Genomic DNA, 26411 nt, shown 5'->3' with positions numbered 1-26411 from the left:
GCAAACCAACCGTCTGCAGTTTTCGGGCTATCGAGTCTACACCCAGGGACTCCGTCTCCGCGGTGGCGTCGGACGCACACACTCTTATGCCGTGGGCGTCGCAGGTGAGGTATGGCATCGGACACGGTCCCCTCGGGGGACAACGAGCCCTTCACCTACAACGGCGGGCGCGTCGACCCCGGCGAGACCGCGAACATCAGGTACGGTATCAGCGAGACGTATCTCGGCGACCCGGTCCGAATCCCGGTCACCATCATCAACGGCGAGCAGCCCGGCCCGACCGGGTTCCTCTCCGCGGCGGCCCACGGCGACGAGCTCAACGGCATCGAGGTCGTCCGCGAGGTCGCCCACGAGTGGCCGCTCGAGGACCTCCAGGGCTGTCTCGTCTGCATGCCCGTGCTCAACGTTCCCGGCTTCCTCGCCCAGCAGCGCTACCTCCCGATCTACGACCGCGACCTGAACCGGTCGTTCCCCGGGCACGAGGAGTCGACGAGCGCGAAGCGGATGGCATATCGCATCTTCACGAACTTCGTCGAGCCCTGTGACTTCGGCATCGACCTCCACACCTCGACCCGGGGCCGGACCAACATGCTCCACGTCCGCGCCGACACCGGCCACGAGGGCGCGAACCGGGTCGCCCACGCGTTCGCCTCGAATGTCATCATCTCCAGCGAAGGGCCCAGCGGCTCGCTCCGCACCGAGGCCACGGAGGCCGGGGTCCCCACCATCACCGTCGAGATGGGCGAGGCACACCGCTTCCAGCGACAGTTCATCGACAAGGCTCTCGACGGGGTGATGAGCGTCCTCGCGGAGTACGGGATGCTCGACACCGAGGCGGTCCGCTGGCCCGGCTGGCGCACCGTCATCGAGGAGAACGACGAGAAGACGTGGCTCCGCGCCGACGTCGGCGGGATGGTCGATATGCACTACGAGTGCGGGTCGCTCGTCCACGAGGGCGACAGCATCTGCACCATCACCAGCCCGTTCAAGACGGACCAGACCCACGTCGATGCACCGTTCACGGGCGTCCTCGTCGGGGTGCTGGAGAACCCGGTCGTCTACCCGGGGAACCCGCTCTGTCACCTCGTCGAACTCGACCAGACGACGCTGCACGCGGTCAAGCAGGAGCAGTCACCCCCCGCGGGACGGTCCTGACGCCACTGGCGCACCGAGCCGTTCGGGGCAACTTCCGGCAGGGGCCGCGAAAGAAGTAACTTCTATACCCCCACGGTCCAACCCTCGGACAGAGAGTATGAGCCAGTCTTACAATCGTGGCCTCGTCGAGGACTTCAGTCGCTGGAAGGAGTTCTCGGCCGGCATGTGGGCGTGGATCTTCCACAAGTTCACGGGATGGGTCCTCGTGGGCTACCTGTTCACCCACATCGCCGTCCTGAGTACGGCAATTCCGGCACAGCAGGGAGAGATGGTGACCAACAGCGCAGGCGAGCAGGTCAGCGTGTACACCAACACGCTCTCGCTGCTCGAGAGCACGTTCATCGTCCGACTGCTCGAGGTCGGACTGCTCGCGGTCGCCGTCTTCCACATCCTGAACGGCATCCGCCTGCTGCTGGTCGACCTCGGCATCGGGCTCGAATCGCAAGATAAGACGTTCTACGCGTCGCTCGTGCTGACCGGTGCTATCGTCATCGCGAGCGTACCGACGTTCATGGCGGGAATCGGGGGTGCCTGAGATGTCGGCAGGCGCACCCACTTCCTTCGAGCGGGGCGGACGCATGTGGCTCCTCCAGCGCGTGACGGCCGCGTTCCTGGTCGTCGTGCTGGCGTTCCACTTCTTCCTGCTCCACTTCTACCACCACGCGTTCGAGATTACGCTCATGGGCACGCAGACGCGGATGCAGGACGTGGGCTACTTCGCGACGATGTGGCTGTTCCTCGTGACGGCGACGTTCCACGGGGTCAACGGCGTCTACAACGCCCTCGTCAACCAGGGTATCTCCGGCACGCCCAAGACGGCCGTCAAGGCCATTCTCGGGCTGGCCGGCCTCCTGCTGATCGCACAGGGGACGCGAGTCGCGCTGTACATGAACGGGTTCTTAGCATGAGTACGCAAGTTCCAGAGACAGAGACCGAGGCAGAGACCGAGACGGAACCGGCCGGCGAGTCCCATCAGGAGCGCCGGATGGCGGACAAGGCGGCCAAGCGAGAGTACCGCGAGTCGGAGAAGAAAGCCGAAGACGAGCTGCGGGCAGCCGAGGAGTCGGTCCACCTCAAGGTGTTCCGGTACGACCCCGAGGTGGAGGACAAGCAGGAGCCCCGCTTCGACGACTTCTACGTCCCGTACACGAAGGGGATGACCGTCCTCGACGCGCTCATGTACGCGCGGGACCACTACGACTCGTCGCTGACGTTCCGGCACTCGTGCCGACAGGCGGTCTGTGGCTCCGACGCGATGTTCGTCAACGGTCGGCAGCGCCTCTGCTGCAAGACCCAGCTCTCGGAGATGGCCGAGCCGGTCCGCATCGAGCCGCTCCCGCACCAGGACGTGGTCAAGGACCTCGTCGTGGACATGGAGCACTTCTACGACCAGATGCACGCAGTCGAGCCGTATTTCCAGTCGGAGGACGTACCGTCGGAGGAACAGCGACAGAGTCGTGAGAACAGGGAGAAGATCAAGATGTCCACGCGCTGCATCTGGTGTGGGGCTTGCATGTCCTCGTGTAACGTCGCCGCGGGCGACAACGAGTACCTCGGACCGGCGGCCATCAACAAGGCCTACCGGTTCTACATGGACGAGCGGGAGGACGAGGAGGAGCTGAAGGAGCATCGACTCCGCATCCTCGAGCAGGAACACGGCGTCTGGCGGTGCCAGACCCAGTTCTCCTGTACCGAGGTCTGCCCGAAGGACATCCCCCTCACCGAGCACATCCAGGAGCTCAAGCGCGAGGCGGTCAAGAACAACCTCAAGTTCTGGTAATCAACAATGTACGAACACGACGTCATCGTGGTCGGTGGCGGTGGCGCGGGACTCCGCGCCGCCATCGCGGCCCAGGAAGAAGGAGCGGACGTGGCTATCGTCACGAAACTCCACCCAGTTCGCAGCCACACGGGCGCTGCAGAGGGTGGCATCAACGCGGCACTGCGCGAGGGCGACGACTGGGAGCTGCACGCCTACGACACGATGAAGGGGTCGGACTACCTCGGCGACGCCCCCGCAATCGAGACGCTGGCGCAGGACGCACCCGAGGAGGTCTTCCAGATCGAACACTGGGGGATGCCGTTCTCCCGCGAGGAGGACGGGCGCGTCTCCCAGCGACCGTTCGGCGGGCTCTCGTTCCCGCGCACCACCTACGCCGGTGCCGAGACGGGACACCACCTGCTGCACACGATGTACGAGCAGGTCGTCAAGCGGGGCATCCAGGTGTACGACGAGTGGTACGTGATGAACCTCGCCGTCACCGACGAGGAGACGCCTGAGGACCGTTCCTGTCACGGCATCGTCGGCTACGACGTGCAGTCCGGCGAGATTGCCGGGTTCAAGGCCAACGACGGGGTCATCCTCGCAACGGGCGGCCCGGGGCAGGCGTTCGACCACACGACGAACGCGGTCGCCTGCACCGGCGACGGCTACGCGATGGCCTACCGCGCGGGCGTCCCGATGGAGGACATGGAGTTCGTCCAGTTCCACCCGACGACGCTGCCGAGCACGGGCGTGCTCATCTCCGAGGGTGTCCGTGGTGAGGGTGGTATCCTCTACAACGCCGACGGGGAGCGGTTCATGTTCGAGCACGGCTACGCGAACAACGACGGCGAACTCGCCTCCCGTGACGTGGTGTCGCGCGCGGAGCTGACCGAGGTCAACGAGGGCCGCGGCTTCGAGGACGAGTACGTCATGCTCGACATGCGCCATCTCGGCGAGGAGCGCATCGTCGACCGGCTCGAGAACATCCTCCACCTCGCGGAGGACTTCGAGGGCGTCGACGGGCTGAAAGAGCCCATGCCGGTCAAGCCCGGCCAGCACTACGAGATGGGTGGCATCGAGACCGACGAGAACGGTCACACCTGCATCGACGGGCTCTACGCCGCGGGCGAGACCGCCTGTGTCTCGGTCCACGGTGCGAACCGCCTCGGTGGCAACGCCCTGCCCGAACTCATCGTCTTCGGCGCGCGTGCCGGCAAGCACGCCGCCGGTGGCGACATGGCCGAGGCGAAGATCGAGACCGGCGAGCGCGGCGACATCGAGTACGACGAGACGGAGCTTCCGTACCAGCCCGGCGAGGTCGGCATCGACAGCGGCCCCTCGGGTGTGGCGGCCGACGGCGGCGCGGTCACGGCCGACGCCGACGCGGTCGTCGAGCAGACCGTCGAGACGGAACGCGAACGCGTCTCGACGCTGATGGAGCGCGACGAGGGCGTCCAGCACTCCCAGATCCGCGCGGACCTCCAGAAGACGATGACCCAGAACGTCAACGTGTTCCGCGAGGAGGAGGGCCTGAAGCAGGCGCTGCAGGACATCCGCGAGATTCGGGAGGCCTACCAGGACGTCTACGTCGACGACCCGTCGCGGACGTTCAACACGGACCTCCAGCAGACCATCGAGACGCGCAACCTCATCGACGTCGCCGAGACTATCACGCTCGGCGCGCTCGTCCGCACGGAGTTCCGCGGCGCACACTGGCGCGCGGAGCACCAGGAGCGCAAGGACGAGAAGTGGCTCAAGCACACGCTCGTCGGGTGGAACGACGGCGACCCGACCATCTTCTACCGCCCGACCATCCTCGAGGGCGAGAACAAGACGTACGAGCCGAAGGAACGGTCCTACTGAGGGCTGTTCGGTCGGACTTCGCCGGTCGATTTTTTGACGGCTCGACCCGCACCGTCGACCGCACTCACGCAGCGGTCGGCTACGGGATGAGGCCGGACCCTTCCGGCGTCGGCAAGTAGAACATCGCCCAGAGGGTCATCAGGGCAAGGACGATGAGCACGTAGAGCCTCGCCCGTGGCATTGAGTCCGGCCTACTGCGGGGTGTGGAGGGTGGTCGATGGCGGGACATGGGGCAGCACGCGTCGGCCAGCGACAGGTAATCACTTCCAGATACGACGGCGTTCGGACAGTGTCGTCCGACGGACGACCTCACAGCCCGAGCGCGGTGAACAGGTCGTCGATGGTCACCCCGAGTTCCGACATCACTTGGAAGCCGAGGAAGATACCGACGATACCCATGATACCTGCGAAGTTCGGCGGGGCGGGAATGGGTATCTCGACGAACTTGAACAGCGCACCGACGGTGAAGCCGGTGAGCGTGGCGAGGACGGCCTGCGTGGCGTTCATGACAACCTCAGTGGTCTCTCCTGCGCGAACAAAAGCCGTTCCATTCCCCCGGGCCCGTGCGACACAGAACGCACGGTTTCGGCCGAAGCACGGTCCCGTCTCTTGTTCTCGCGGAGCGGGAACGATACGCGGTATATACGACGTCTCCGGGCATCTGTAGGAGTATAGGAGGAAAGAACGATGGCAACCAACCAGATAACGGCCGACGCGAACACGTTCGAGAGCAAACTCGGTGGCATCACCGTCAAGGGCAAGGCACACAGTCTGAGCGCGTGGTTCGTGCTCGCGCTCCGGCTGATGATGGGGTACGCGTTCCTCTACTCCGGCTGGGACAAAATCGCAGCCGGCGGATGGACGGCGAACGGCTACCTGGAGAACGTCGCCGCGGCGAACGGCAACCCGCTCGAGGGGATGTTCTCGGCCATGGTGGGCTCGCCGTTGTTCATGGACTTCGTGAACATCGCCGTCCCGTGGGGTGAGCTCCTCATCGGTCTCGGGCTCCTCGTCGGTGCGCTGGTCCGCCTCGCGGCGTTCTTCGGCGCGCTCATGATGCTCATGTTCTACTTCGGGAACTGGAGCGTCGAACACGGCGTCATCAACGGCGACTTCGCGTACATGCTCGTGTTCCTGGCCGTCGCGGCGTTCGGTGCGGGCCGCATCCTCGGTCTGGACACCTACATCGAGCAGTACGAGCTCGGCGGTGAACCGCTCATCGAGAAGTACCCGGCGCTGAGCTACATCCTCGGCTAACGGGTCGCGAACCCGAACTGCGGCTTTTTTCGGTCTGTTTCGCCGTTTCAGTGCAGCCTGTCGTAGAGTGCATCGCCCACGAGTCCGCCCACGAGCAGGGGGAGGATGAGGAAGCCACCGACCTGCAGCAGGACGAGTGTGGCCCAGCGGGTCAACGGCTCCTGTGGTGGCCAGAGCGCATCGAGCAGGAAGCCCGTGATGTAGCCCCAGAAGAGCACGACGAGGAGACCGGCGACGACCGCGGAGCAGGCGAGCCTGAACCGGAGTCGGGCCCGGTTCTCTCCCCGCTCCTCGCCGACGCCGGGTGGGTCCGGCCATTCGCGGCCGTCTCCGTCGGATGTCATACGCCCGCTAGCGGTGCGGCCTACATGAACGCCGCGTTCCAGTCATCCGGTGACGGCTCTGGTCGGTCGAAGGCAGCCGGCACGCCCGGTGCGTTGGAAACAACCCGGACGAAACCGTGAACTGGTCCCGGAAGCAGCCGCTGACCCTACGTCTCAGTCGACTCCGCATCGAAGTGGCCCAACATGTCGAGGATGGCACCGAGGATGAAGCTGATGATGGCGACCACGAGTACGGCACCCGTGAGCAGGTTCGAGACCGGCGGCGAGAGCGCCAGCTGGAAGACGGCGATGAACATGCAGGTCACGATCCCGACGACCAGGAGGAACGACCCGGCGTTCGGGTCCGGGCCGGTCAGGAACTCGAGTCCAGTGAGGAACGCGGAGCTGCTGGTCTCGTCACCGGTTGCGGCGTCGGCACTCATTGGCCGGTCGCTCCGTCCGCGATTGCCCCCTGGACGAGCTGGATGAGGTGAGACACCCACAGCCCGGCGGTGAAGCCGAACAGCATCGCGACCACGGCTACTTTGACGAGTTCATCGAGTGGTGCGACGGCGGCGACCAGGCTCAGTGACCCGAACAGGAACATGAGACCGTACTGGACTCTGGTCTCGATCTTGGTTCGACGGAGCGACGCCGAGAAACTCTCGTCCATAACTATCCTGCCTAGGGCCCGTATCTGTAAGTAGGCTCGCACGGGTTTCCCGCGGTTCGACGGGCCACGTTCCGGCGGAACGGAAGCTGCGGACTCGCGGCCCGTTTCGTCCCATAGCTCGGACAGGGAGCGGTCACCTGGACGCGAGGAACCACACCGGGCGAGCATCATCCTCTGCCACACGGTGGCACTCAGGACTCGGTTCAGTCCCCGGCGGCGGGTGCGCCCCCGGGAGCGGGGTCGACACTGAAGAGCACCGCGAAGACGAGCGCGGAGAGCAACAACGCACCGGCGGCGACCGCGAAGGCGACGAACACCGAGGTCGCGTCCCAGATCGCACCGACGAGGACCGGGCCGGAGACCTGCCCGAGCTTCCAGGCGATGGAGCGCAGGGACATGCTGCCGGCGACCGCGTCGAAGTGTTCGCCCTCCTCGACGAACAGGGACATGCTCGCGGGGAGCCGGACGCTGTCGCCGACACCGAGCACTGCGTAGGCGAGGAAGAGCGAGAAGAACGCCGGCGGGAGCGTCATGCTCGCCGCGGAGACTGGCGACGCGAGCGTGACCGTCGGGAACACCCGGTGGGCGACTTCGGCGTAGGGAACGAGGATGGTCCCGAGCGCGTACAGCACCGCGCCCCCGAGGATGAACAGGTACGGGTCGTCGGAGCGGTCGTTCAGCGCGCCGACGTAGCCCTGAAGCGCGGACTTCGTCAGCTTCCCGCCGGCGAGGATACCGCCGATCGCGAGCGGATTGATGCCGAAGGCCGTGCGGGCGTAGATCGGGAGGAAGATGATGACCGCCATCTTCCCGACCGAAAAGGAGACCCGGAACAGGACGAGCGCCCGGATGGCGGTCCGGCCCAGGAGCCGCCGGAGCGTCTCGATACCCGTCGCCTCCTCGGGGTCCTTCCGGCCACCGGGCTCGTCGCGGAGGTAGGCCAGCACGAGAACGAAAGCGACCATCGTGATGACGATGAGCGCCGCGTACGCCACCTGAAAGCCGTAGACGTACAGCAGGAGCCCGCCGAAGATGTCGCCGGCGAGGCTGGAGAACGCTCCGACCTGGTTGTAGACACCGAGCCAGTGCCCGCGCTCGTCGGCCGGTGATATCTCGCCGACGACGGCGGAGCCGGTGAGCCAGAGCAGGCTCGCGCCGATGCCCTGGACGACGCGGACGAGGATGACGTGTTCGACGCTCCCGACCAGGGAGAACCCGACGAAGACGAGGACGTTGAGCACCAGTCCCGCCAGCAGGTAGCGTTTCGAGTTGCCGATGTCGATGTAGCGGCCGAGCGGGAGGACGATGACGAGCTGGGCGAGCGCGAACGCGGTGCCGAAGAGCCCCTCGACTGTGCCGGTGGTGTCGAACTGCTCCGCGTACAGCGCGAGCGCGATGAGCACCGTCGAGTACGCCTGCGCTCTGGCGAAGGCGGTGCCTGCGAGCGCGAGGAACTCCCGGTTCCTGAGCAGGCCGATGGACCCGCCGGTCGCCGCCGAGCTCACTGTTACGAACCGAAACAGTGGCGCACAAAAAGGCCGTCACTCGCGGCAGCGAGTGCCTCTTCAGAGTTCGATGCGCTCGACGAGCTCGTCCCTTTCCTCGGCCTGCACGGCGACGATACGGACGAACTGCTCGAGCTTGGAGTCGTGGAGCTTTGCCTTCAGCAGGTTGTCGACCTGGTAGACGCCGGCCGCACTCGTCATCTCGATCTCGACGAGGACGGGGTAGTCGTCACCGGTCTGGAGCGAGACGTTCTTGATGGCCTGGCTGGAGAGCGTGTCGATGCCGCGGCCACCCTTCTTGTACGGGATACGCGAGCGGCCCCGCTCCATGTCGAGTGCGTCCGCGATACGGACGACCCCGGCCTCGCGCGTCAGCGGCTCTTCTTCGGTGTGGTGGCAGAGGATGGCGTGCAGCACCTCGCCTTTCACGCGGACCGCGTCGGGTTTCGAGTAGAACTCCGGCAGGATGCGATCGAGCTCGTCGGCCGCCAGCGGGATCGAGTAATACGAGTGGGAGTCGCGGTGGACGACGTGCCCGATGTCGTGCAGCGTCGCCGCCAGCGCGACGATGACGGCCTCGTCGGCCTCTTCGAGGCCCTGCTGGCGTGCGCCGTTGAACTCGATGCCCGCCCGCTTCAGCAGGTCGTAGAGACAGAGCGCGCGGTGCCGGACGATGGAGATGTGCTTCGAGCCGTGGTCGTTGTACCCCTTCCGGTCGACGGCGTTGACGTTCTGGGCCTCCAGGTAGGTGGTGATCTCCGGGTCGTTCTCGACGAACTCGAGCACGTCGTTCAGTCGACCGTCGGGGAAGGCGTGCGCCTCGCTGGGGCGGTAGATTCGGCCTGCAGACTCGGTCTCCTCGGTGTCACTCATACCGTTGCACTCGACTCTCTGACTACTAAAGAAACTGGGTGTTCTCAGTCGTCCCCAGTCTCGATGGCGTCGGACGCGGCAGCCGTGGCGGCCTCACGGACCGCGTCGTAGTCCGGTTCGACGCCGGGGTCGTCACTGACCCAGCAGTAGCTGACCTCGCCGTCGTCATCGACGACGAAGACGGCGCGCTTGGCCACGCCCGGAACGCCGAGGTCCGCAAAGTCCATCCGCACGTCGTACGCGTCGACTATCTCGCGGTCCGAGTCGCTGACCAGCCCGAACGAGAGGTCGTTCTGCGTACGGAACTCGTTCAGTGCGAAGGGCAGGTCGACCGAGACGCCGAGGACGGTTGCACCCACGTCCTCGAAGTTCCCGAGTCGGTCGCGGAACGTGCAGAGTTCGTCAGTGCAGACGCTCGTGAACGCCCCGGGGAAGAACGCGAGGACGACGGGCTTTGCTTGCTCAGAGAGCGTGACCTGTTCGACGCCGCCGTTCGCGACCGGTGCAGTGAAATCTGGCGCTTCGTCGCCTATGTCTACCATCGATGAGGTTTGGAGACGGATCGAAAAGAGCCGTTCGATCCCCGAACCATGCCAGTCCCACACATGGGTCGAGCAAAAAGGTTATAATTACAAGCGGGCAAGCAACGCGTAGAGATGGCACTTGCAACCACACCGCTGTTCGTCGGCGGACTTGGCGCTCCCGAAGTCGTGCTCATCTTCCTCGTGGTCGTGCTCCTCTTCGGAGCCAACAAGATTCCGAAGATCGCACGCTCGACCGGTGAGGCGATGGGTGAATTCCAGAAGGGACGAGAAGAAGTCGAACAAGAACTCGAAGAGATCCGCGATGGAGCACAGGTCGATGCAGGCTCCAGCAGTGCTGGCTCCGCCAGCTCGGACGCGACGGTCGAGCCGGACCCGATCGACACGGAGCCCGAGACGGAGACCGAGTCCGACTCGAAATAACCGGCTTTTTTCGCAGACGAGATATCGAGGGCGTGTGGCCTAGTGGACAGGGCGGACGGTTCCTAACCTTCAGACCGTGGGTTCGAATCCCACCACGCCCGTCTCTCTCGCTTCGCCCGGTCGACGGCCGTGGTGACCGCCCACTCGCTCACTCCGTTCGCTCGTGGGAGTCCCACCACGCCCGCTGCCTGTCACGAGCGGAGGCGAGTGACGGCAGCGGGCGCCGGATTCGAAGCAGCGAGGTCGCGCGCGAGCACGTCCGAGCGTGGTTCGAGTTTCCCCATGCCGGCCGCAGCAGTTCGGACGGGTCGCTGACGTGTGGTTCGGTGGCAGCTCATGTCTGCAGTCGGGTGTGTCGGATCGTACGTGGTTCGGGCGAGCGAACGCGGGCTGGCCAGACAGCAACTGGAACTGGATACGAGCGTCTGACGTCCGCCCGTCTCTCGATTCGGTGGGCCTGTCTGGTTCCAATCCGGAACTTAATTCTGTCTATTCGAGCACGAATGCACCTCCGAGAGAGTTGGTATTAACTTTAATGTGTCGCAATTAAGTAGACACGTAGTTACCGAAGCCGACCGATAATCGCAAGCAAGCGGCGTGGTAATGGGAGAATAATTAATCCTTCTGACCTGATGGCCGGGTGGATTTCATATTTGATAATCGGTGGAAGGTTTTTTGCTCGCGTAGGAAAAGGGGTACTCAATGGCTGTTAACGACGCCGACGGTTCCGAGGCGAATCAGTTCGAGGGGACTGATGAATCGGCCTCTACGTCGGGTGACGGCCCCCCTGAACGTCCGGTCGAGGGCTCGGACACCAGAGTGGGCGAGTACACGTGGCGGGACTTCATGGAGGAATACGGGTACGAGAACGAAGTCTCGGCGCTGTACGCTGGCGTCAACCGACAGACGACGGAGGACTCAGAGCGCCTCGGACTGGGCAACAGCGAGGGCGAAGTGGCAACGGCACCGCACGGCTCGGCGTGGGACGAGGTCGAGTTCGATCCCGAGGTGTACCTGGGCTATCACCCGGACGAACTGACGGAGAGAATCACCGACTACGCGGGCGCGAACGGGAAGCGGCTCTGGCAGGAGTTCGCCGCGTACTGCGACCCTGCGACCACGCCGGTCGTCAAGGACGAGTGGACCTGGGAGCACTTCAAGTGGGAGTACCACTACGAAGACGGTTCCATTCCCACGGACTCGGCCGGCGAGAAGGTCGAGTTCGACGAGGAGGAGTACCTCGGCTTCGAGGCCGAGGACACCGAGGGCATCCTCAGTCAGGCCGACGACTTCGCACAGGAGCTCGACGACCTCGTCGAGGATCGGACTGTCAACATCACACACGAGGACGAGGACGAGTTCTTCTCGACCGACGCGGGCAACACGACCGTCGCCAACCGGTACGACCTCGAGAAGGCGGTGCCGCGGGAGAAGAAGCTCCACTTCCGCGAGGAGGAACGCTACTGGGTGAACAAACCCTACGCGTTCGTCATCATCTTCCACTCCGAGAAAGAGAACGAGAAGAAGTACTACGCGGTCGAGCCGTACATGAACGAGATCGAGGACGACCTCCAGGAGTTCATGTCCGGCAAGCTCCGGACGGCCATCAAGTACTCCGACGACGAGGTCACCGTGGAGGGCGACGAGGACGCCCGGCGGGAGGTCATCGACCGCGAGACCAAGCGGTTGCTGCGGCGCTACGACCTGTTCTCGGGGACGACACGCGGACGCGGTTCGTCAGGCGGCGCGGGCGGCATCGTCCAACAGATCCGCCAGATGTTCGACACCGCGGAGGAGGGCCCCGACACCGAACAGGAAGACGATGAACCCACGGCGGAGGAACTCGACGGCATCAAGGCACGGCCGGAGCCGGTCATCGTCGCCGAGGACGCGGACACGCTCAACGAGTACCAGGTCGAGAAGCTGCTGTACCTGCTGAAACGGAACTTCATCGGTTACGAGCGCATCGACCCCATCAAGCACGACATCAACGTAGAGGACATCTCCTGTAACGGGCACAACTCCCCGGTGTTCGTCTACCACAGCGGTTACGAACAGATCATCTCCAACATCTTCCACGGACACCACGAGCTGGACGACTTCGTGGTGAAGCTGGCCCAGCGGTCCGGCAAGGGTATCTCGAAGCGGCGGCCACAGGTCGACGCGACCCTGCCGGACGGCTCGCGTGCCCAGCTCACGCTCGGCCGCGAGGTGTCCGACCACGGGACGAACTACACCATCCGTCAGTTCAACGACGTCCCGTTCACCCCGATCGACCTCATCAACTGGAACACCTTCTCGCTGGACGAGATGGCGTTCCTCTGGCTCTGCATCGAGAACCACAAGTCGCTCATCTTCGCCGGCGGGACGGCGTCCGGGAAGACGACGAGCCTGAACGCGATCTCCCTGTTCATCCCCTCGAACTCGAAGATCGTCTCCATCGAGGACACCCGCGAGGTCGAGCTGCCACAGCGCAACTGGATCGCCAGCGTCACCCGTCCCTCGTTCAGCGAGGACAGCCAGGGTGACGTCGACGAGTTCGACCTGCTGGAGGCCGCACTGCGCCAGCGCCCCGACTACATCGTCATGGGTGAGATCCGTGGTGAGGAGGGCCGGACGCTGTTCCAGGTCATGTCGACCGGTCACACCACGTACACCACGTTCCACGCGGACTCAGTTGGCGAGGTCCTGAAGCGGTTCACCACGGACCCCATCAACGTCTCGAAGACGATGTTCACCGCGCTGGACCTGGTGTCAATCCAGACCCAGACGCGTGTGAGCGGCAACAAGGTCCGCCGGAACCGTAACATCACGGAGATAAACCACTACGACGCCGAGAACGACGAGATCAACGTTCAGGACGTCTACCAGTGGCAGGCGGAGACCGACGAGTTCCTCAAGATGGGCGAGTCGAACACCCTCGAGGAGATCGAGTTCGACCGTGGCTGGAACCGCGAGCGGCTGGAGAACGAGCTGTTCCAGCGCCAGGTGATTCTCGCCTACCTCATCAAGAACGGGCTCAGCAAGTACGTCGAGGTCGCGGCGACCGTGCAGGCGTTCGTCAACGACCCCGAGACCATCCTCGCACTCATCGCGAACGGGAAGCTCGAGGAGAGCCTCGAAGACCTGCGCGAGATGGAGTCCGTCTACATCGACGTCGACCCCGAGGACGAGGAGCTCGTCCCTCGGCCGGACCCCGACGACGAGACGTACAACCTCGCGCAAGACATCCTCGAACGCGCGGAGGAGTCCCTGTTCGAGGAGTACCGTGACAAGGAACTGAGTGGTCTCGGCATCGAGTCCGCCATCTCAGGCTCGGGGATGGAGGAAGAGGCAGCCGAGGTCGAGGCGGAGCCGGGCGACGACTTCGACTTCGGTGGCTCCGTCGGCGACGACGGAGACCCGTTCGACCTCGACGACGACGACGGCGAGGACTTCTCGTTCTCCGGCACGGACGAGGAGGTCGAGGAGGGTCCGTCCTGGCTGAGCGACGAGGGCGACGGCTTCGACTTCGGCGAGGACGCCGGCTTCGGTGCGGGTTCGACCTCGGACGATACCGGCGACGCGGAGACGGAGGCTGCCGCGGCCGGCGGCACCGAGCCGGCACCGGAGGGAACGCCGGAACTCGAGGCGGGAGCGAGCGCCGGGGACGAGACGACGACCGACGACTCGTCCGACGAGGCACCGGCGGCCGACGGCGCGACCGCGACCGATTCCGGCACCGAGACGCCGGAACTCGACGAGAGCGCGAGCGACGTGAGCGCGGAGTTCCCGGCACTGGACGAAGGCGAGGACGAGCAGGCGTTCGACGGCGACGACGACGCCGACGAGCCGATATTCTCGGATACCGACGACTCCGGTGGCGAGTCGATGTTCGACGCCGGGTCGCCTGCGGACACGGCAGAACCAGGCCAGGGCGAGTCCGACACGACCGAGGCGTCGGTCGAGGACGCATCGACTCCGACTGACGAGGAGCCAACCGACGACGCGGCCACCGTCGGTGACGAAGGTTCGGATGCGACAGCGGGCGCCGACGCAGACGGAGATGCGGCGGCAACTGTTGACTCCGACGCAGACGCAGCCGGTGAAGCCGACGAGTCCGGCCCCATCGACGACGAAGCGGCGTTCTTCGGCGGGGAGGACGAGCAGTTCTTCGAGGAGGACGACGAGGAAGTCGACTCCATCTTCGGTGACGAGAGTGGTGGCATCTTCAGCGGTAGTGACGACGCCGAATCCGACGAGGACGATGCCGGGATGTTCGGCTCCAGCGTCGATGACGCTGCAGATGAAGACGGTGGGATGTTCGACGACGGCGACGACACCGACGACGAAGACAGCATCTTCGGTGCCTCAGATGACGAGGAGGACGAAGCGGACAGTGAGGAAAGCGTCTTCGACGACACCGAGGACGAGGAGCGCGGCACCGGTGATGCGGAATGAGCCTCCAGTCCCGGACCGACGCAGGTGAGAGCAGCGGGTTCGACGCCTCCACCGACTCGCTCGGGGACATGTTCTACCCGCTGTACGAGCGGCTGTTCGACGAGAACTCCGACTTCGTCGCCGACGTGGAGACGAAGCTCGCGCAGGCCCGGATGGCCGACACCGTCGAGATGTATCTCTCCCGCTCGCTGGGCATCGGCGTGCTCTCGGGCGGTGCGCTGTGGGCACTCGGGACCGTCATCGGCTACCTGCTGTTCATGACGGGTATCGTACCGACGGACAACATCCTCGGCGCGACGATTCCGAACCAGGCGGTCGTCGACTTGATCAACGCGGTCAAGGTGCCAGCCCTGGTCGTCGTGACCGGCCTATTCCTCGGGTCGATCGGCTTCGCGATGGGGTTCGGTGCACTCGTTGCGGTTCCCTACTCCCGTGCCTCGGCGCGCAAGCGCGAGATCAACATGCTGCTGACGGACGCAGTGTCGTTCATGTACGCGCTCTCGGTCGGCGGGCTGAACCAGCTGGAGATCCTCGAGGCGATGGCGAAGGCCGAGGACACCTACGGCGAGGTGGCGAAGGAGTTCCAGTCCATCGTCCAGGAGACCGAGTACTTCGACACGGACTACCGGACGGCGATCCGGAATCAGGCGATGGAGACCCCGAGCGACGAGGTCGCGCAGTTCCTCACGGACATGCTCTCCATCGTCAACTCCGGCGGTGACATGGAGAACTTCCTGAAAGACAAGAAGGACAAGCACATGCGGACCGCCAAGCAGCAACAGGAGATGACCCTGGAGACGCTGGAGCTGTTCGGCGAGATGTACATGACGCTGTCGCTGTTCCCACTGCTGCTCATCATCATCCTGGTCATCATGCGGATGCTGGGCGAAGCGGACCCGATGATGCTGTACGCGACGGTGTACGGACTCATCCCGATGACCGGTGCTGGCTTCCTCGTCCTCGTCTCCACGGTCAAGAAAGACGAGCCGGGCGACGGCTACCTCAACCCTGCCGACGCCGACGACCGACTCTCCGTCCAGAAGGGGTCGGGCGTGCTGAATCTCGGCCTCGTCGAGGAGTACACGGGCGAGTTCTCGATGTTCGACCGCATCAAAAACAAGGAGGGGACCTACGAGACGATGCAGGTGCTCAAAGAACCACACCTCTTCTTCCGGGACAACCCGCTGTACACGATGGCGTTGACGGTGCCGCTGGTGCTCGTGATCACGGTCGTCGCGATGGTGTCGGGTGCGGTCCCGACATCCTGGGACGGGATGATCGACCAGCCGGTCTGGGGGACGTTCATGTACGTCTACATGCCGACCTACATCGTGGTCCTGCCGCTCGCGGTGTTCCGCGAGTGGAACGTCCGGTCGCGCAGCGTCATTACGAACAGCATCTCCGACAACCTGCGGAAACTGTCGAGCGCGAACGACACCGGCCAGACGCTACTCGAGTCGCTCCGGACGGTCTCCGAGACGACGAGCGGGAAGATGGCGACGGAGTTCGAGACGATGCACGCGAAGGTCAACTACGGGATGAGCCTGAAACACGCGCTCGTCGAGTTCAACAACAAGTACCACATCCCGCGCATGGCGCGGACGGTCAAGCTCATCTCGAAGGCGCAGGAGGCCTCCAGTCAGATCACGGACGTGCTGACGACTGCGGCGCAGGCGTCGGAGAACCAGGACGACATCGAGCGCGAGCGCAAGTCCCGCACCCGGATGCAGGTCGTCATCATCCTGATGACGTACCTGACGCTCCTCGCGGTCATGGCCATCCTGAAGACGCAGTTCCTCGACGTTCTGACCGGGCTGAACGACGCCAGCGGCGGCGGGGGCGGTGGTAGTTCGGCTGGCACCGCGAGCCTCGGCTCCAGCATCAACACCGGGCGGCTCTCGCTGCTGTTCTTCCACGCGGTGACGATGCAGGCGCTCCTGTCGGGACTCATCGCGGGCTACATCCGCGACGCCGACATCATGAGCGGGATGAAGTTCGTCCTCGTGCTGATGACCATCGCACTCGTCGTGTGGGCGGCGGTAGCGTGAGAACGATGAAGACGACGGGAAACACCATGCAACGCGGCTCGGATCGAGGGCAGACGACGCAGGACTTCGCGGTCGGCATCAGCGTCTTCCTGCTGACGGTCGGGTTCACGTTCGGCTTCCTGCCGACGCTCCTGAGTCCGTTCGGGTCGCCGGTCGGAGACGACATCACTGCCAAGTCCGACCGCGTCGCCGGGACGATGATCAACGACTTCGGCGTCGACGGCGAGCCGCGGACGCTGAACGCGACCCAGCTGGAGACGTGGTTGAACGCCGATTTCGACGGTGACGGAACACCCCTCCGCAACGACGAGGACGAACTCCGTGAGTACTTCGGGTTGCGCGCGTCGGCTGATATCAACGTTACCGTGATGAACGTCAGCGAGGGGGGTATACGGTCGATGGCCGTGGTCGGGAGCACCGACGCGACTGCGGGCGACGACTACCGCTCACAGACGCCGGCTGCCTCGACGACGAGGGTGATTCTCGTCTCGGGCGGGGTGTGCGACGCCCAATGCGTACTGGTGGTCCGAGTGTGGTGATACGATGAACGACGACAGGTCACAGGCGTACACGTTGGAAGGGTTCATCGGGTCGATACTGCTACTGACGGCCATCCTCTTCGCGTTCCAGTCGGTCGTCATCCTCCCGACGACGTCGGGGTCGGTGAGTCTCGACATCCAGGAACAGCTCCGGACATCCGCGAACGACATCATGATAATCAGCGCCGACGACGGCGACCTCTCCTGTCATGTCCGGTACTGGAACAACACTTCCCAACCGTACTTTGTGGAGGGACAGTCGGAAGACCGTGGGTACGGCGTGGATCCGCCCCCGAACGTCACGACGTGTGACGCGGACGGGACCCAGTTCGGCAGCATGCTGAACGAGACGTTCGGCGAACAGGAGCAGGAGTACAACATCGTCGTCTCCTACCGCAACGGAAGCAGCACGGATGAGGTGGCGATGGTCAACCGCGGATCCCCCAACGCGCCGGCAGTGTCGACGACCTACACCGTCACGTTGTACGACGACCAGCGCATCATCGGCACGCGATGCCACCCTGACTGTCCCACCCTCGGTGACGCGTACGACGACGATAGCGTCTTCTTCCCCATTCCGGAGGCCGACGAGTTCGAGGACAGCCCCATCTACAACGTGGTCGTCATCCGGGTGGTCGTATGGTGAGACTGGACGAAGATCCCTCGCGTGCGCAGATCGTCCTCGTCGGAGCGCTCGCAATCGCGTTCATCGTGCTCGGTATCGTCGTCGTGTTCAACACGAGCCTGTACGCCGAGAACGTCGACTCGACTGGGACCGTCTCGTCGGTGAACCAGGCCGAACAAGTGCGACACGCCGGCGGTGACAGTGTCGCCGGAGTGGCATATCGGGTGAACGACGGGACCTTCTCCTCCAAAGCACCTGGTGCAGGAGCCGCCGTCGAGAGCAACGTCAGCAACCTGAGTGCCGTTTGGCAAGAACTCAACGCCCAGTCTAGCCCGGTCGTCGCGAACATCTCGTTCAACGCGACCGAACCGGCGACGGACTACGGCGTCCGTGTGTACCAGGACACGACCGCGAACTTCGAGAATAGGAGCAACCAGGGGAACTGGAGCCTGACTCCGACCGGCAGTACCTACTCCGATGTCGGTCGGTTCGAGATGACGCTCGAACGGGACTCCCTCGAAACGACTCCCGATGACGCGTTCCACCTCGCCGCGCTCGGCGGGGATGCATCAAGTGGCGAGTTCTGGCGTGTCGTCCGGTTCGTCAACGACTCTGGGAGTCTCGACGTCTACGTCGACGCCGGTTCGGGCACGGCCCCTTCAGGTTGGGAGGACGGGACCGGAAGTGTACCAGCGGGCTGTGACGACCTCGCCGTCGGGTCGACGTTCGATGTCGACATGCTGAACGGCTCCATCGAGGGCACGTCCTGCACGTTCGAGTTCACGGACGACATGGCGTTCGTCCCAGGAACCGACGGCTACAAGGTGAAGTTCCGTGACGCCGGTAACGTCACCGGGCAGTACGACGCCCATCTGAGCACGACTGCGTTCGACAGCGTCGGCGCACCGGCCGCCGCCGCTCCGAACTACAGCTACATCGTCTGGGGGGCTGGTGTCGACATCGAGTACGGCTCGCCGACTGCATCGTACACGCGAACAGTCACCGTCCCCGTCTACAACAGCACACGATGATACGACAACCGACCGACGACCGCGGTGTCTCCATCGCACTGACGCACATCCTGACCATCGCCATCACGACGGTCCTCGTCGCGGGGTTGCTCCTCGGCGCGAGCGGCCTGCTCGAGGACCGGAAGACTGGAGCGGCACAGACCGAGCTCAGGACGCTGGGGAACCGGATGGCCGAGGACATCGCGAACGTCGGTCACGAGGCCGGCGGTACGACCGGGAACATGGTCCTGCAGACCAACCACCCGCCACAGGTGTCGGGTTCCGGATACGCGGTCTCCCTGTACGGGACGTCCGCTCCGGAGTGCGGGACGTACCAGAGCGATTCGGACGTCGCCTGTCTCGTGATGGAGTCGCCACAGGCCAACGTGCAGATCATCGTCCCGTTCCGGAGCACGGAACCGATCACGGCGAGCAGCGTCAGCGGCGGTGACTTCTTCGTCGTCTACGACGGCTCGACGATCAGTATCAGTGGGCAGCGGCCACCCGCACTGGCTCCGCCGTCGGTCCGGCGGGTCTCGGAGGTGCGCGTATGACCGTTCGCGACGACCGCTCGGTGAGCGACGTGCTCGCGTTCGTCCTCGTCTTCTCCATCATCATCACGTCGGTCGGACTCGTCTACAGCGTCGGGTTCAGCAGCCTGAGCGACTTCCAGGAGTCCGAACAGAAGACGAACGCCGCCCGCGCGTTCGACGCGTTCTCGTCGGTGTTCGACGACGTGGAGGAGGGCCGCGCTGTCGCCCGCAACGGCGAACTCAGGCTCAGGGGTGGCACCATCCAGCTGAGTCGGGAGAGCGAGTTCAACATCAGTGTGCGGGACTCGGGGGGAACGTCACTCTGGAACGGGACCAACACTACGGGCTCGCTCCTGTACACGGCCGACGGCACCACCATCGGCTACGGGAACGGCGGCGTGTTCCGTCAGGACGGCGACGCCTCGGCGATGATCAACGAGCCCTCCTTCCTCTGCGAGGGCGGCCGCGCGGTCGTCTCGCTCGTCGTCCTCAGAGCGGACGACGTCACGTCCCAGAGCGGGGACGGGAACGTCCAGATCAAGGCTCGTGCCAACCGTTCCACAGTGCTGTACAGCGCACAGCGCAGCAGCGCGAACGCCGAGAGCGTCAACCTCTCGGTGGCGGACAGCGAGTTCGGGGACGCCTGGGACCGCTACCTCGTCGACAACGGCTGGACGTATAACGCCGGCGAGTATGGCTGTTCGGCCGACATCGTCGTCATCAGGGTGACGGTAATCGACGTCGAGATTCCCGCCCCACGGTGACGCCCTCCCCCGCTCTCGAATCGCGGGAGTTAAAAGGGACTGTCCTCTTACCAGTAGATACGGGCGCTTAGCTCAGCCTGGACAGAGTACTTGGCTTCGGACCAAGCTGCCGCGGGTTCAAATCCTGCAGCGCCCATTCGAAATTTAATCGTTTCGTTGCCAAACCCAAACACTCCGTAGAGCCGTCTGTACGTTCGTTTTCGGCAGAATCCCGATTTTTCGAACGAGGCCTAAAATCGGGTCTCAAGCTGTTTCAAACGGACCTCCTCGCAGTCGGGCGATTCTCTCTGCAAACCAGGGGGTGTCACGCTTGAGCGCAGACAATCTCGGCATCACCGCCGACGAGCTGCGCTACCGGGAACGTGCGAAGCCGGAACCGACTACGTCGCGGGAATTCCGGTGTGACGAGTGCGGCGCGCGCTGCACGAAGACGCTGCGCGGTCGTGAGGCAGGTCACCGTAAGGTCTGCTCGCAACGACTCCGCCGAATCGGGAAGGGACAGCGTGCCCCGCCTGCCCCCGACAGAGGTGACGAAGAGTGACCTTCGTCCGTGCGTCTCGGCTCTACGACTCCGAGAGCGGCGAGACGATGCGCTGGGATTGGCCCGCACCCGACGAGTCGGAGGGTGACCGATGACCCAGCAGACGGTGACGCAGGCCCACGAGTTCGAGGGCTACCTAAAGTACCCCCATTATGGGCTTGGTCCGTACCAGCTGCTCGCGAAGGCAATCGTCGGTCGGTTCGACGGGTACGCCGAGTTCGAAACCGAGATCGACGGCGAACGCTGGGAGATTCAGTGCAACTACTCGAAGACCGGAATCGCGCCCCGTCCCACCGACAACGTCGGGGGAGACGCCCTGTACTCGTGGGACATCACTTGCACGGGGGAGGGTCGCCGGAAGTTCTCCCCTCTCATCGAGCCGCGATTCGCCGACATGAGACACCGAGATACGGGCGAAGAACTCGGGTTCGGTCAACGCTGGTGGAAGCGGTTCGGTACCGAGGGTGTGGACGTCGAGCTGAAGGCGAGCAACGTCGACCCCGAGGAAGTGCCGAAGCTGCTGCACGGCATCGTCGACGCGGTCGCGACGCACGCCGGGCTGTCGATGAACTCACGGTACTTCACCGACGAGCCCAGCCCGTTGCACTCGCGGGTGACCGCCTACGAGCGGTACGTGCGGGTGCGCCGGTCGATGGCGTCGAAGCTGCTCGCGAGTGGGACGATGATGCAGGCGATGCACTTGCTCGCGGACGAACGGGGGACGAAGCTGGAGTACAAGGTCGACAACGAGGACATCGTCGGCTATATGCACCGCCTCTGGGTCGGCCCGGACAGCGCGCGCGAGCTGATACCGAGCCATCGCTACGGGTTCCAGTTCAAGCACTACCACCCGAAACACGTCCACAGCGACCCCGAGGAGCCGCTCTATCATCCAAAGGTGGGTGTGCTCATCAACCAGCAACGGAACGGTGGCGAGCCGATTATCTGGCGTGACCTGGAGGCCGCCGAGCGTGAGATCGAGGAGACGCTGCTGAACCTCCTGGAGTGGGGCGGCGTGCCGACCGAGCCGGACCCGACGACGTACATCGAAGACGACCATTTCCACCCGGCGATTCGCGAGGAGACAGTCGCGATGTACGATGACCCGACGCCACAGATCGAGGCCGAGCAGGAGCACCTGCTCGTCACGTCGCTTCGGGACATGACCGACGCCGACGTGGACGTGCTCGACCAGCTCCTCTCGGACGGTGGCGGTCAGCACTACGAGGAGATCGCCGATGAGACCGAGCACTCGGTGAGCACGATCTACCGCGCGCTCCGGCGGCTCGGTTCCGTCCTTGAGAACGACAACGGTGTGGTGAGCTTCGCGTCCCAGAAGTTCCACGACGAGTTGAAGGGTATCATCGAGAGCACCGAGCATCAGGTGAAGAACGCGGCCGACCGCGCGGCGAAGATCCTCGGGATGAACAGCCGTCAGGCGGAGTCGTCGGCGTTCCAGCGGTGGCTGAACAAGTACGGCGCGGAGATCGACGTGCGCGACGACGGGAGCGTAGAGAGCATTCGCATCGACACGATGCTGTCGAGCTTCAAGCGGACCGCCGAGCCACGCATGGAGGACGTGCTGAAGGAGGCACGCGCGGCGTGGAACCGGTGCGGCTACGACGTGGCCGACCTGGTGGGAGCGAAGGTCACGGCCAGTGTCGACGGGAGTCGGAGGACGGGCGTGTTCAGCGAACTCGTCCGGTTCAGCGAATACCGCCGATAGCGCGGTCCCTGTGAGAGGCATCACTATCCTGCGTGCTGTTTTTCCAACCTGAGTTGCGATTTCACGGCGCCGTAGCGCAAGCTGGGTTGGTCATCTGGTCATGAAGTCGGCTGTCGAGCTCGAGATCGGGCCGCGGACCGCGCGGGTCGTTCCTGTGTAGCGGGAACATCCCCTTGGAGAGTGTGCCCAAGGGCACAAAGCAGAAAAAATACTCAGCCCCGCCCCCACGTCCGCATCGCCGAATCTACGTGACATTCTCGACGTGGGGGTGTTTGAGGGGAATGTGAGAATATTCCAGCTCTGTGGAACCCCGCACGGCTGATTGTCTTTACGTTCTGATTTAGGTGCCAGCCACGTCGTCCCCATATGGCGTCGAAAAGTAGACCGTTGCCGACTGTGGTGCCGAGGCGGTTCCGACGGGGATCTGGACCATGAGTGTCTTCCGTGGCCTATTCGTCAGAGACCCCTCGGTTACGGAGATGTCGACGCGAACGTGGCTCTCGGTCATCCTATCAATGTTACGAACGATAAGTCTAGCATCAGACCCCGAAACTTGTCGATGAATCATAAGAATGTACTCTCGGCCAAACTCCGTCCCCTCGACGAACTGCTCGAGATCCGCAGTAGTTAGGTTTTCACCGCGCCAAACCCACTCGGCATCTTGGAAATTGAGTTCGTCTGCGTCAGAGGGACTGGCGACGATTGAAACACTTTTCGAGGATTCTTCGGCCTGAGACAACAGGCGACCCTCATATCCGATTATCCTATATGGAATCTCTTCAGGATACGTATGAGTCTGGATGCTATCGGTTTGTTCGCCTGTCGTTTCGGTGGGAGCCGACACATCAGTCTGGTGGGTTGCTTGATTACGACCCCCTGTATCTCGCCTAGTTGGATGGCCCGTAGTCCCAATCTCGCCTCTGTTCCCGGATATTTCTTGACAACCGCAAAATAGGAAAGAGGCTGTTCCACCGACTGTCGCGAGCAGGGACCGACGGGAAGCCATATCAATGTATCCATGGCCGTGGAAAGGTAGCTTTTCGGGCGATAGGGTTCTGCTGAATTTGCTAAAATAGGGGTCAACAGTCCTTCAAAGTCTGACCCCCAGGGGTCACACGTCAACAAACACGCTTCCCCGAATATGCACACGAGCCGGAGATCGTCGTGTGTACACAGCCCCGACCATCGTCGTCTCAACCCGGTACTCTACTCGGCTAGCCGATACGAACCAGCCGAATCACCTCGAAATAGGGGTTCCAGTCACTCGAAAAAACTAGGATTCTGGGGGTCGTGTGTACGAGACGACCATGCGAATCCGAACCGACGGCGACAAAGCGTATCGACGAGACGCCATCGAGCGCGCCAGCCGCTTCTACGACTGCAACAAGACGACGGCTGTCGTCTCTGCCTGCGAGGACGTGCCCCAACTCGTTCGTGCCGCCGAGACCGTGCTCGAACGCGATGACCTGACCATGCAGCAGAAGCGCGAAATTGCCGAAATATTCTCGACGCGAGCCACTTCGTTTGAGATCACCGAAATTGTTGACTCAAATCGGGGATAAAATCGATATATCGATTGTGACCGTCGGTCTGAGTAACTGGATTAGACCCGTAGAAGATACACGGCCCTGTTAGACGTATCTCAAAGGAGACTGAATCAGTCTACACTAACATCTACCCATCCTTTGTTCTAGGCAGGAAACTTGTGAGAAATATGTATATGGGCTTCCTATACCCCGAATTCGACCAATATGGACAATGACCAGACTTTAGTTGATAGCCCCAAAGTTTAGTACTACACCAGAGGATTCCCAGATTGAGGGTGACTGAATATGGTAAATGCTGACTTGATTCCACTTGCGTTATTGTACGTTGATAGTCGGCGTTCCATTGATGGAGTCACAAGATTTCAGAAGTTGGTGTTCCTTGGCCAGCAAGAGGGCGGATTACCGGATAAATTCCATTTTGACCCCGATAAATACGGTCCTTTTTCGAAAGAGTTGCATCAGACGTTAGACGATCTTGAGAGTAGGGAATTGATTGAAAAGAGCGTAGAAAACACCCGTAGCGGAAACGAACGATTTGAATACTCTATTAGTCCACGTGGCAGAAGGGTCATTCAGACGATTTTAAATGATGATCACGATGTCGACGATATATTCAGAAATGCCCAAAAGCTCAAAAAATCACGCAACGACCAATCTTTAGACCGGTTATTGCGTTATGTATATCGCTCCTATCCGGACTATACCGAGAACAGCGAAATAAAAGAAGATTTGGGGATTTAGCTGTCTTCCTTCTCCTCGCTTTCCTCTGTTTCAATTTTATCTGGATCTTCCGAATTTCCTGATTCAGCGGAATCACTCAGAAGTTTATCTGCTTCTTCTGAAATCGTCTCTTCGCCATCAATGCTGAATTCACTAAGTGAAGACTGCACCCAGGGTTCCCTCTCATAGCCAGGAGAACTCTGCGTGGGAACTTCTCCACGATGGGCGTCTCCACGAGATTCATCAATTTCCGAAGCCTTCTCACGGTCTGGGTCTTCTTTCGTGAACACTACCCAAGATATGGCTTCCTCTTTCAGAATAATACTACGTCCTAAATCGATCTCCTGGAGTCGTCGCTCTCCGTCACTCGTATATATTATCTCGTAGGGATCATCAAGAAATAGCTCGCGTCGGGACTCATCCCATGCAGCCTCATTGTATCTTCCTTCAATAACGGTTTGATCTTCCATAATAACCTCGACTGCTTCTTGGTCATTTGGGACAAGGTCGAATGCGTAGTGCCATGGCTCTCGACGATCGAGAGATTCTCCTCGATGTATTACTTTATTGTCGACGATTCCAATCAAAAGTCCGGCAGTACCAGCTGCAAAGATGTGAAGTACGTAAAAAGAGACTAACGCTGATACTGATAGCTCCGAGATCTCAGTTTCGGTTGCAATATTCCAAGCTCCGACTATATTGGCCGAACTTGAATTGATGAATTCGAAATGGTGTGGTGTGGTAATATATATTAAAAGAAGCGAGCTGATGCTCAGGAGTGAACTATACACAATCCATTGAATCCTGGATAGTGATTCCGTCTTCTTCGAGAAGCGGTAGTATAGCTCCAAACCCAAGAGACCCGGAACGACTAATAAAATAATGGATAGTATACTTATTGGGACTGTTCCTGGGTTTGCCATTATGCTCTATCATGACCTCTACGTGTAGAAAATAACTACGGTTAAGCACCGACCCCGATCTCCGATCTCACCACTATAGGTAGCAAAGACGGGCGCTTCCAAGAATACTTAGAGACTTGATTTTTTCAAGTTAATAAATAACTTCTCCAATATTAATTTTAGCTTTCTCGCTGTTTCGGTGTCCACCAGTCGGGGACCAGAGCGATTGAAGTGGCAATCGCTCAGGCCGTGCCATTCGCGTTTTGAGAACTCGAATCCCGTCGCCGTGTTCACGGTAGACGACGAATCCGTACCAGCCGCCAGCGTCACGGAGCTTCTCGTGGTACTTCCGGTAGATCTGGAAGTAGCCGGTCGACACCATCGCGCTCTTAATCTCGACTGGCGTGCCGTTGTGGAACCGGGCATCGCACCAGCTCGTGTGCTGGCCGTCGAGCACCAGCCCGCGCTCGTCGGCGAGGTGCTTCTCCGCGAGCGACCCGTACCGGCTCGCCTTCGAGGACCGACTCACGCGAACGCACCTCGCGGGCGCGATTTATATATAGCGAGCCGCCGGGGCCGCGCGCGGTCATGGTCATGCGGTCGCTCGACGCGAAGCGAGAGCGGCCCCGCGTGTATG

Annotated in this window: 26 protein-coding genes and 2 tRNA genes; 19 read left to right on the top strand and 9 right to left on the bottom strand. The window is 62.5% G+C overall.

Annotation, left to right across the window (positions count from 1 at the left end):
• Nucleotides 1-111: 111 nt before the first annotated feature.
• From NO978_RS14280 to NO978_RS14260, 5 genes are all read left to right on the top strand, one after another.
• Entirely contained in the window at nt 112-1155 is a 1044-nt protein-coding gene (locus tag NO978_RS14280; protein ID WP_257300266.1) for a succinylglutamate desuccinylase/aspartoacylase family protein, read from the top strand.
• 97 nt (nt 1156-1252) lie between these two features.
• Nucleotides 1253-1690 carry a succinate dehydrogenase, cytochrome b556 subunit gene (gene sdhC, locus NO978_RS14275; RefSeq protein WP_257300265.1) on the top strand — a complete coding sequence of 146 codons (438 nt, stop codon included), beginning with the start codon at nt 1253-1255 and terminating at the stop codon, nt 1688-1690.
• 1 nt (nt 1691) lies between these two features.
• The gene (locus NO978_RS14270; protein WP_369684146.1) at nt 1692-2063 is read left to right on the top strand and encodes a succinate dehydrogenase; all 372 of its coding nucleotides are present in this window, start codon (nt 1692-1694) and stop codon (nt 2061-2063) included.
• On the top strand, nt 2060-2935 hold the full coding sequence (locus NO978_RS14265; RefSeq protein WP_257300263.1) for a succinate dehydrogenase/fumarate reductase iron-sulfur subunit: 876 nt from the start codon (nt 2060-2062) through the stop codon (nt 2933-2935). The genes NO978_RS14270 and NO978_RS14265 overlap by 4 nt, the downstream gene beginning before the upstream one ends.
• 6 nt (nt 2936-2941) lie before the next feature.
• Entirely contained in the window at nt 2942-4783 is a 1842-nt protein-coding gene (locus tag NO978_RS14260) for an FAD-binding protein (RefSeq protein ID WP_257300262.1), read from the top strand.
• Between the two features lie 309 nt (nt 4784-5092).
• Here the strand turns inward: NO978_RS14260 and NO978_RS14255 are convergent, their stop codons facing one another.
• Nucleotides 5093-5290 (bottom strand): XapX domain-containing protein, encoded by a 198-nt coding sequence (locus NO978_RS14255; protein WP_257300261.1) that lies wholly within the window; start codon nt 5288-5290, stop codon nt 5093-5095.
• A 180-nt stretch (nt 5291-5470) separates the two neighbouring features.
• Between NO978_RS14255 and NO978_RS14250 the strand changes: the two genes are divergently transcribed.
• Nucleotides 5471-6040 (top strand): DoxX family membrane protein, encoded by a 570-nt coding sequence (locus NO978_RS14250; RefSeq protein WP_257300260.1) that lies wholly within the window; start codon nt 5471-5473, stop codon nt 6038-6040.
• 47 nt (nt 6041-6087) lie between these two features.
• Here the strand turns inward: NO978_RS14250 and NO978_RS14245 are convergent, their stop codons facing one another.
• The 6 genes from NO978_RS14245 to NO978_RS14220 all read right to left on the bottom strand — a co-directional run bounded on the left by NO978_RS14245 (nt 6088) and on the right by NO978_RS14220 (nt 9956).
• Nucleotides 6088-6384 carry a hypothetical protein gene (locus NO978_RS14245; protein ID WP_257300259.1) on the bottom strand — a complete coding sequence of 99 codons (297 nt, stop codon included), beginning with the start codon at nt 6382-6384 and terminating at the stop codon, nt 6088-6090.
• Nucleotides 6385-6530: 146 nt separating this feature from the next.
• Nucleotides 6531-6806, bottom strand: coding sequence for a hypothetical protein (locus NO978_RS14240; RefSeq protein WP_257300258.1), 276 nt, complete (start codon nt 6804-6806; stop codon nt 6531-6533).
• Nucleotides 6803-7036: a hypothetical protein gene (locus tag NO978_RS14235; protein ID WP_257300257.1), complete on the bottom strand. Its 234-nt coding sequence runs from the start codon at nt 7034-7036 to the stop codon at nt 6803-6805. Before NO978_RS14235 ends, NO978_RS14240 begins: the two co-directional genes overlap by 4 nt.
• Nucleotides 7037-7239: 203 nt before the next feature.
• Nucleotides 7240-8541: an MFS transporter gene (locus tag NO978_RS14230; protein ID WP_257300256.1), complete on the bottom strand. Its 1302-nt coding sequence runs from the start codon at nt 8539-8541 to the stop codon at nt 7240-7242.
• 60 nt (nt 8542-8601) lie between these two features.
• Nucleotides 8602-9414, bottom strand: a complete 813-nt coding sequence (locus NO978_RS14225) for an HD domain-containing protein (protein WP_257300255.1) — start codon at nt 9412-9414, stop codon at nt 8602-8604.
• A gap of 44 nt (nt 9415-9458) precedes the next feature.
• A complete protein-coding gene (locus tag NO978_RS14220; protein ID WP_257300254.1) occupies nt 9459-9956 on the bottom strand; it encodes a redoxin domain-containing protein in 498 nt (165 codons plus the stop codon).
• A gap of 114 nt (nt 9957-10070) precedes the next feature.
• On the opposite strand from NO978_RS14220, the gene tatA reads away from it, so the two are divergent.
• From tatA to NO978_RS14155, 13 genes are all read left to right on the top strand, one after another.
• Nucleotides 10071-10379, top strand: a complete 309-nt coding sequence (gene tatA, locus NO978_RS14215; protein WP_257300253.1) for a twin-arginine translocase TatA/TatE family subunit — start codon at nt 10071-10073, stop codon at nt 10377-10379.
• A gap of 28 nt (nt 10380-10407) precedes the next feature.
• Nucleotides 10408-10480: transfer RNA gene (locus NO978_RS14210), tRNA-Arg, on the top strand.
• A gap of 601 nt (nt 10481-11081) precedes the next feature.
• A complete protein-coding gene (locus tag NO978_RS14205) occupies nt 11082-14819 on the top strand; it encodes an ATPase, T2SS/T4P/T4SS family (RefSeq protein WP_369684145.1) in 3738 nt (1245 codons plus the stop codon).
• Nucleotides 14816-16867, top strand: a complete 2052-nt coding sequence (locus NO978_RS14200; protein WP_257300252.1) for a type II secretion system F family protein — start codon at nt 14816-14818, stop codon at nt 16865-16867. Before NO978_RS14205 ends, NO978_RS14200 begins: the two co-directional genes overlap by 4 nt.
• Nucleotides 16868-16893: 26 nt before the next feature.
• Nucleotides 16894-17406 (top strand): hypothetical protein, encoded by a 513-nt coding sequence (locus NO978_RS14195; protein ID WP_257300251.1) that lies wholly within the window; start codon nt 16894-16896, stop codon nt 17404-17406.
• Between the two features lie 4 nt (nt 17407-17410).
• On the top strand, nt 17411-18052 hold the full coding sequence (locus tag NO978_RS14190; RefSeq protein WP_257300250.1) for a hypothetical protein: 642 nt from the start codon (nt 17411-17413) through the stop codon (nt 18050-18052).
• The gene (locus NO978_RS14185) at nt 18046-19062 is read left to right on the top strand and encodes a hypothetical protein (protein WP_257300249.1); all 1017 of its coding nucleotides are present in this window, start codon (nt 18046-18048) and stop codon (nt 19060-19062) included. Before NO978_RS14190 ends, NO978_RS14185 begins: the two co-directional genes overlap by 7 nt.
• Entirely contained in the window at nt 19059-19595 is a 537-nt protein-coding gene (locus NO978_RS14180) for a hypothetical protein (protein WP_257300248.1), read from the top strand. The genes NO978_RS14185 and NO978_RS14180 overlap by 4 nt, the downstream gene beginning before the upstream one ends.
• Entirely contained in the window at nt 19592-20338 is a 747-nt protein-coding gene (locus NO978_RS14175; protein WP_257300247.1) for a hypothetical protein, read from the top strand. Before NO978_RS14180 ends, NO978_RS14175 begins: the two co-directional genes overlap by 4 nt.
• Nucleotides 20339-20399: 61 nt before the next feature.
• Nucleotides 20400-20474, top strand: a tRNA-Arg gene (locus NO978_RS14170).
• Nucleotides 20475-20970: 496 nt separating this feature from the next.
• Nucleotides 20971-22605: a hypothetical protein gene (locus NO978_RS14165; protein WP_257300246.1), complete on the top strand. Its 1635-nt coding sequence runs from the start codon at nt 20971-20973 to the stop codon at nt 22603-22605.
• A gap of 1307 nt (nt 22606-23912) precedes the next feature.
• A complete protein-coding gene (locus NO978_RS14160; protein WP_303647323.1) occupies nt 23913-24167 on the top strand; it encodes a hypothetical protein in 255 nt (84 codons plus the stop codon).
• 270 nt (nt 24168-24437) lie between these two features.
• Nucleotides 24438-24893: a hypothetical protein gene (locus tag NO978_RS14155; protein ID WP_257300244.1), complete on the top strand. Its 456-nt coding sequence runs from the start codon at nt 24438-24440 to the stop codon at nt 24891-24893.
• Here NO978_RS14155 and NO978_RS14150 read toward each other — a convergent pair.
• Together NO978_RS14150 and NO978_RS14145 are read right to left on the bottom strand one after the other, a co-directional pair.
• On the bottom strand, nt 24890-25795 hold the full coding sequence (locus NO978_RS14150; RefSeq protein WP_257300243.1) for a DUF6338 family protein: 906 nt from the start codon (nt 25793-25795) through the stop codon (nt 24890-24892). The genes NO978_RS14155 and NO978_RS14150 overlap by 4 nt on opposite strands.
• 130 nt (nt 25796-25925) lie before the next feature.
• The gene (locus tag NO978_RS14145) at nt 25926-26303 is read right to left on the bottom strand and encodes a hypothetical protein (RefSeq protein ID WP_257300242.1); all 378 of its coding nucleotides are present in this window, start codon (nt 26301-26303) and stop codon (nt 25926-25928) included.
• Between the last annotated feature and the right edge of the window lie 108 nt (nt 26304-26411).

The organism is Haloarchaeobius sp. FL176 (assembly GCF_024609245.1).
Lineage (GTDB): Archaea > Halobacteriota > Halobacteria > Halobacteriales > Natrialbaceae > Haloarchaeobius.
The sequence above is the reverse complement of the archived record's forward strand: the minus strand, read 5'-3'. Positions and strand labels throughout refer to the sequence as shown.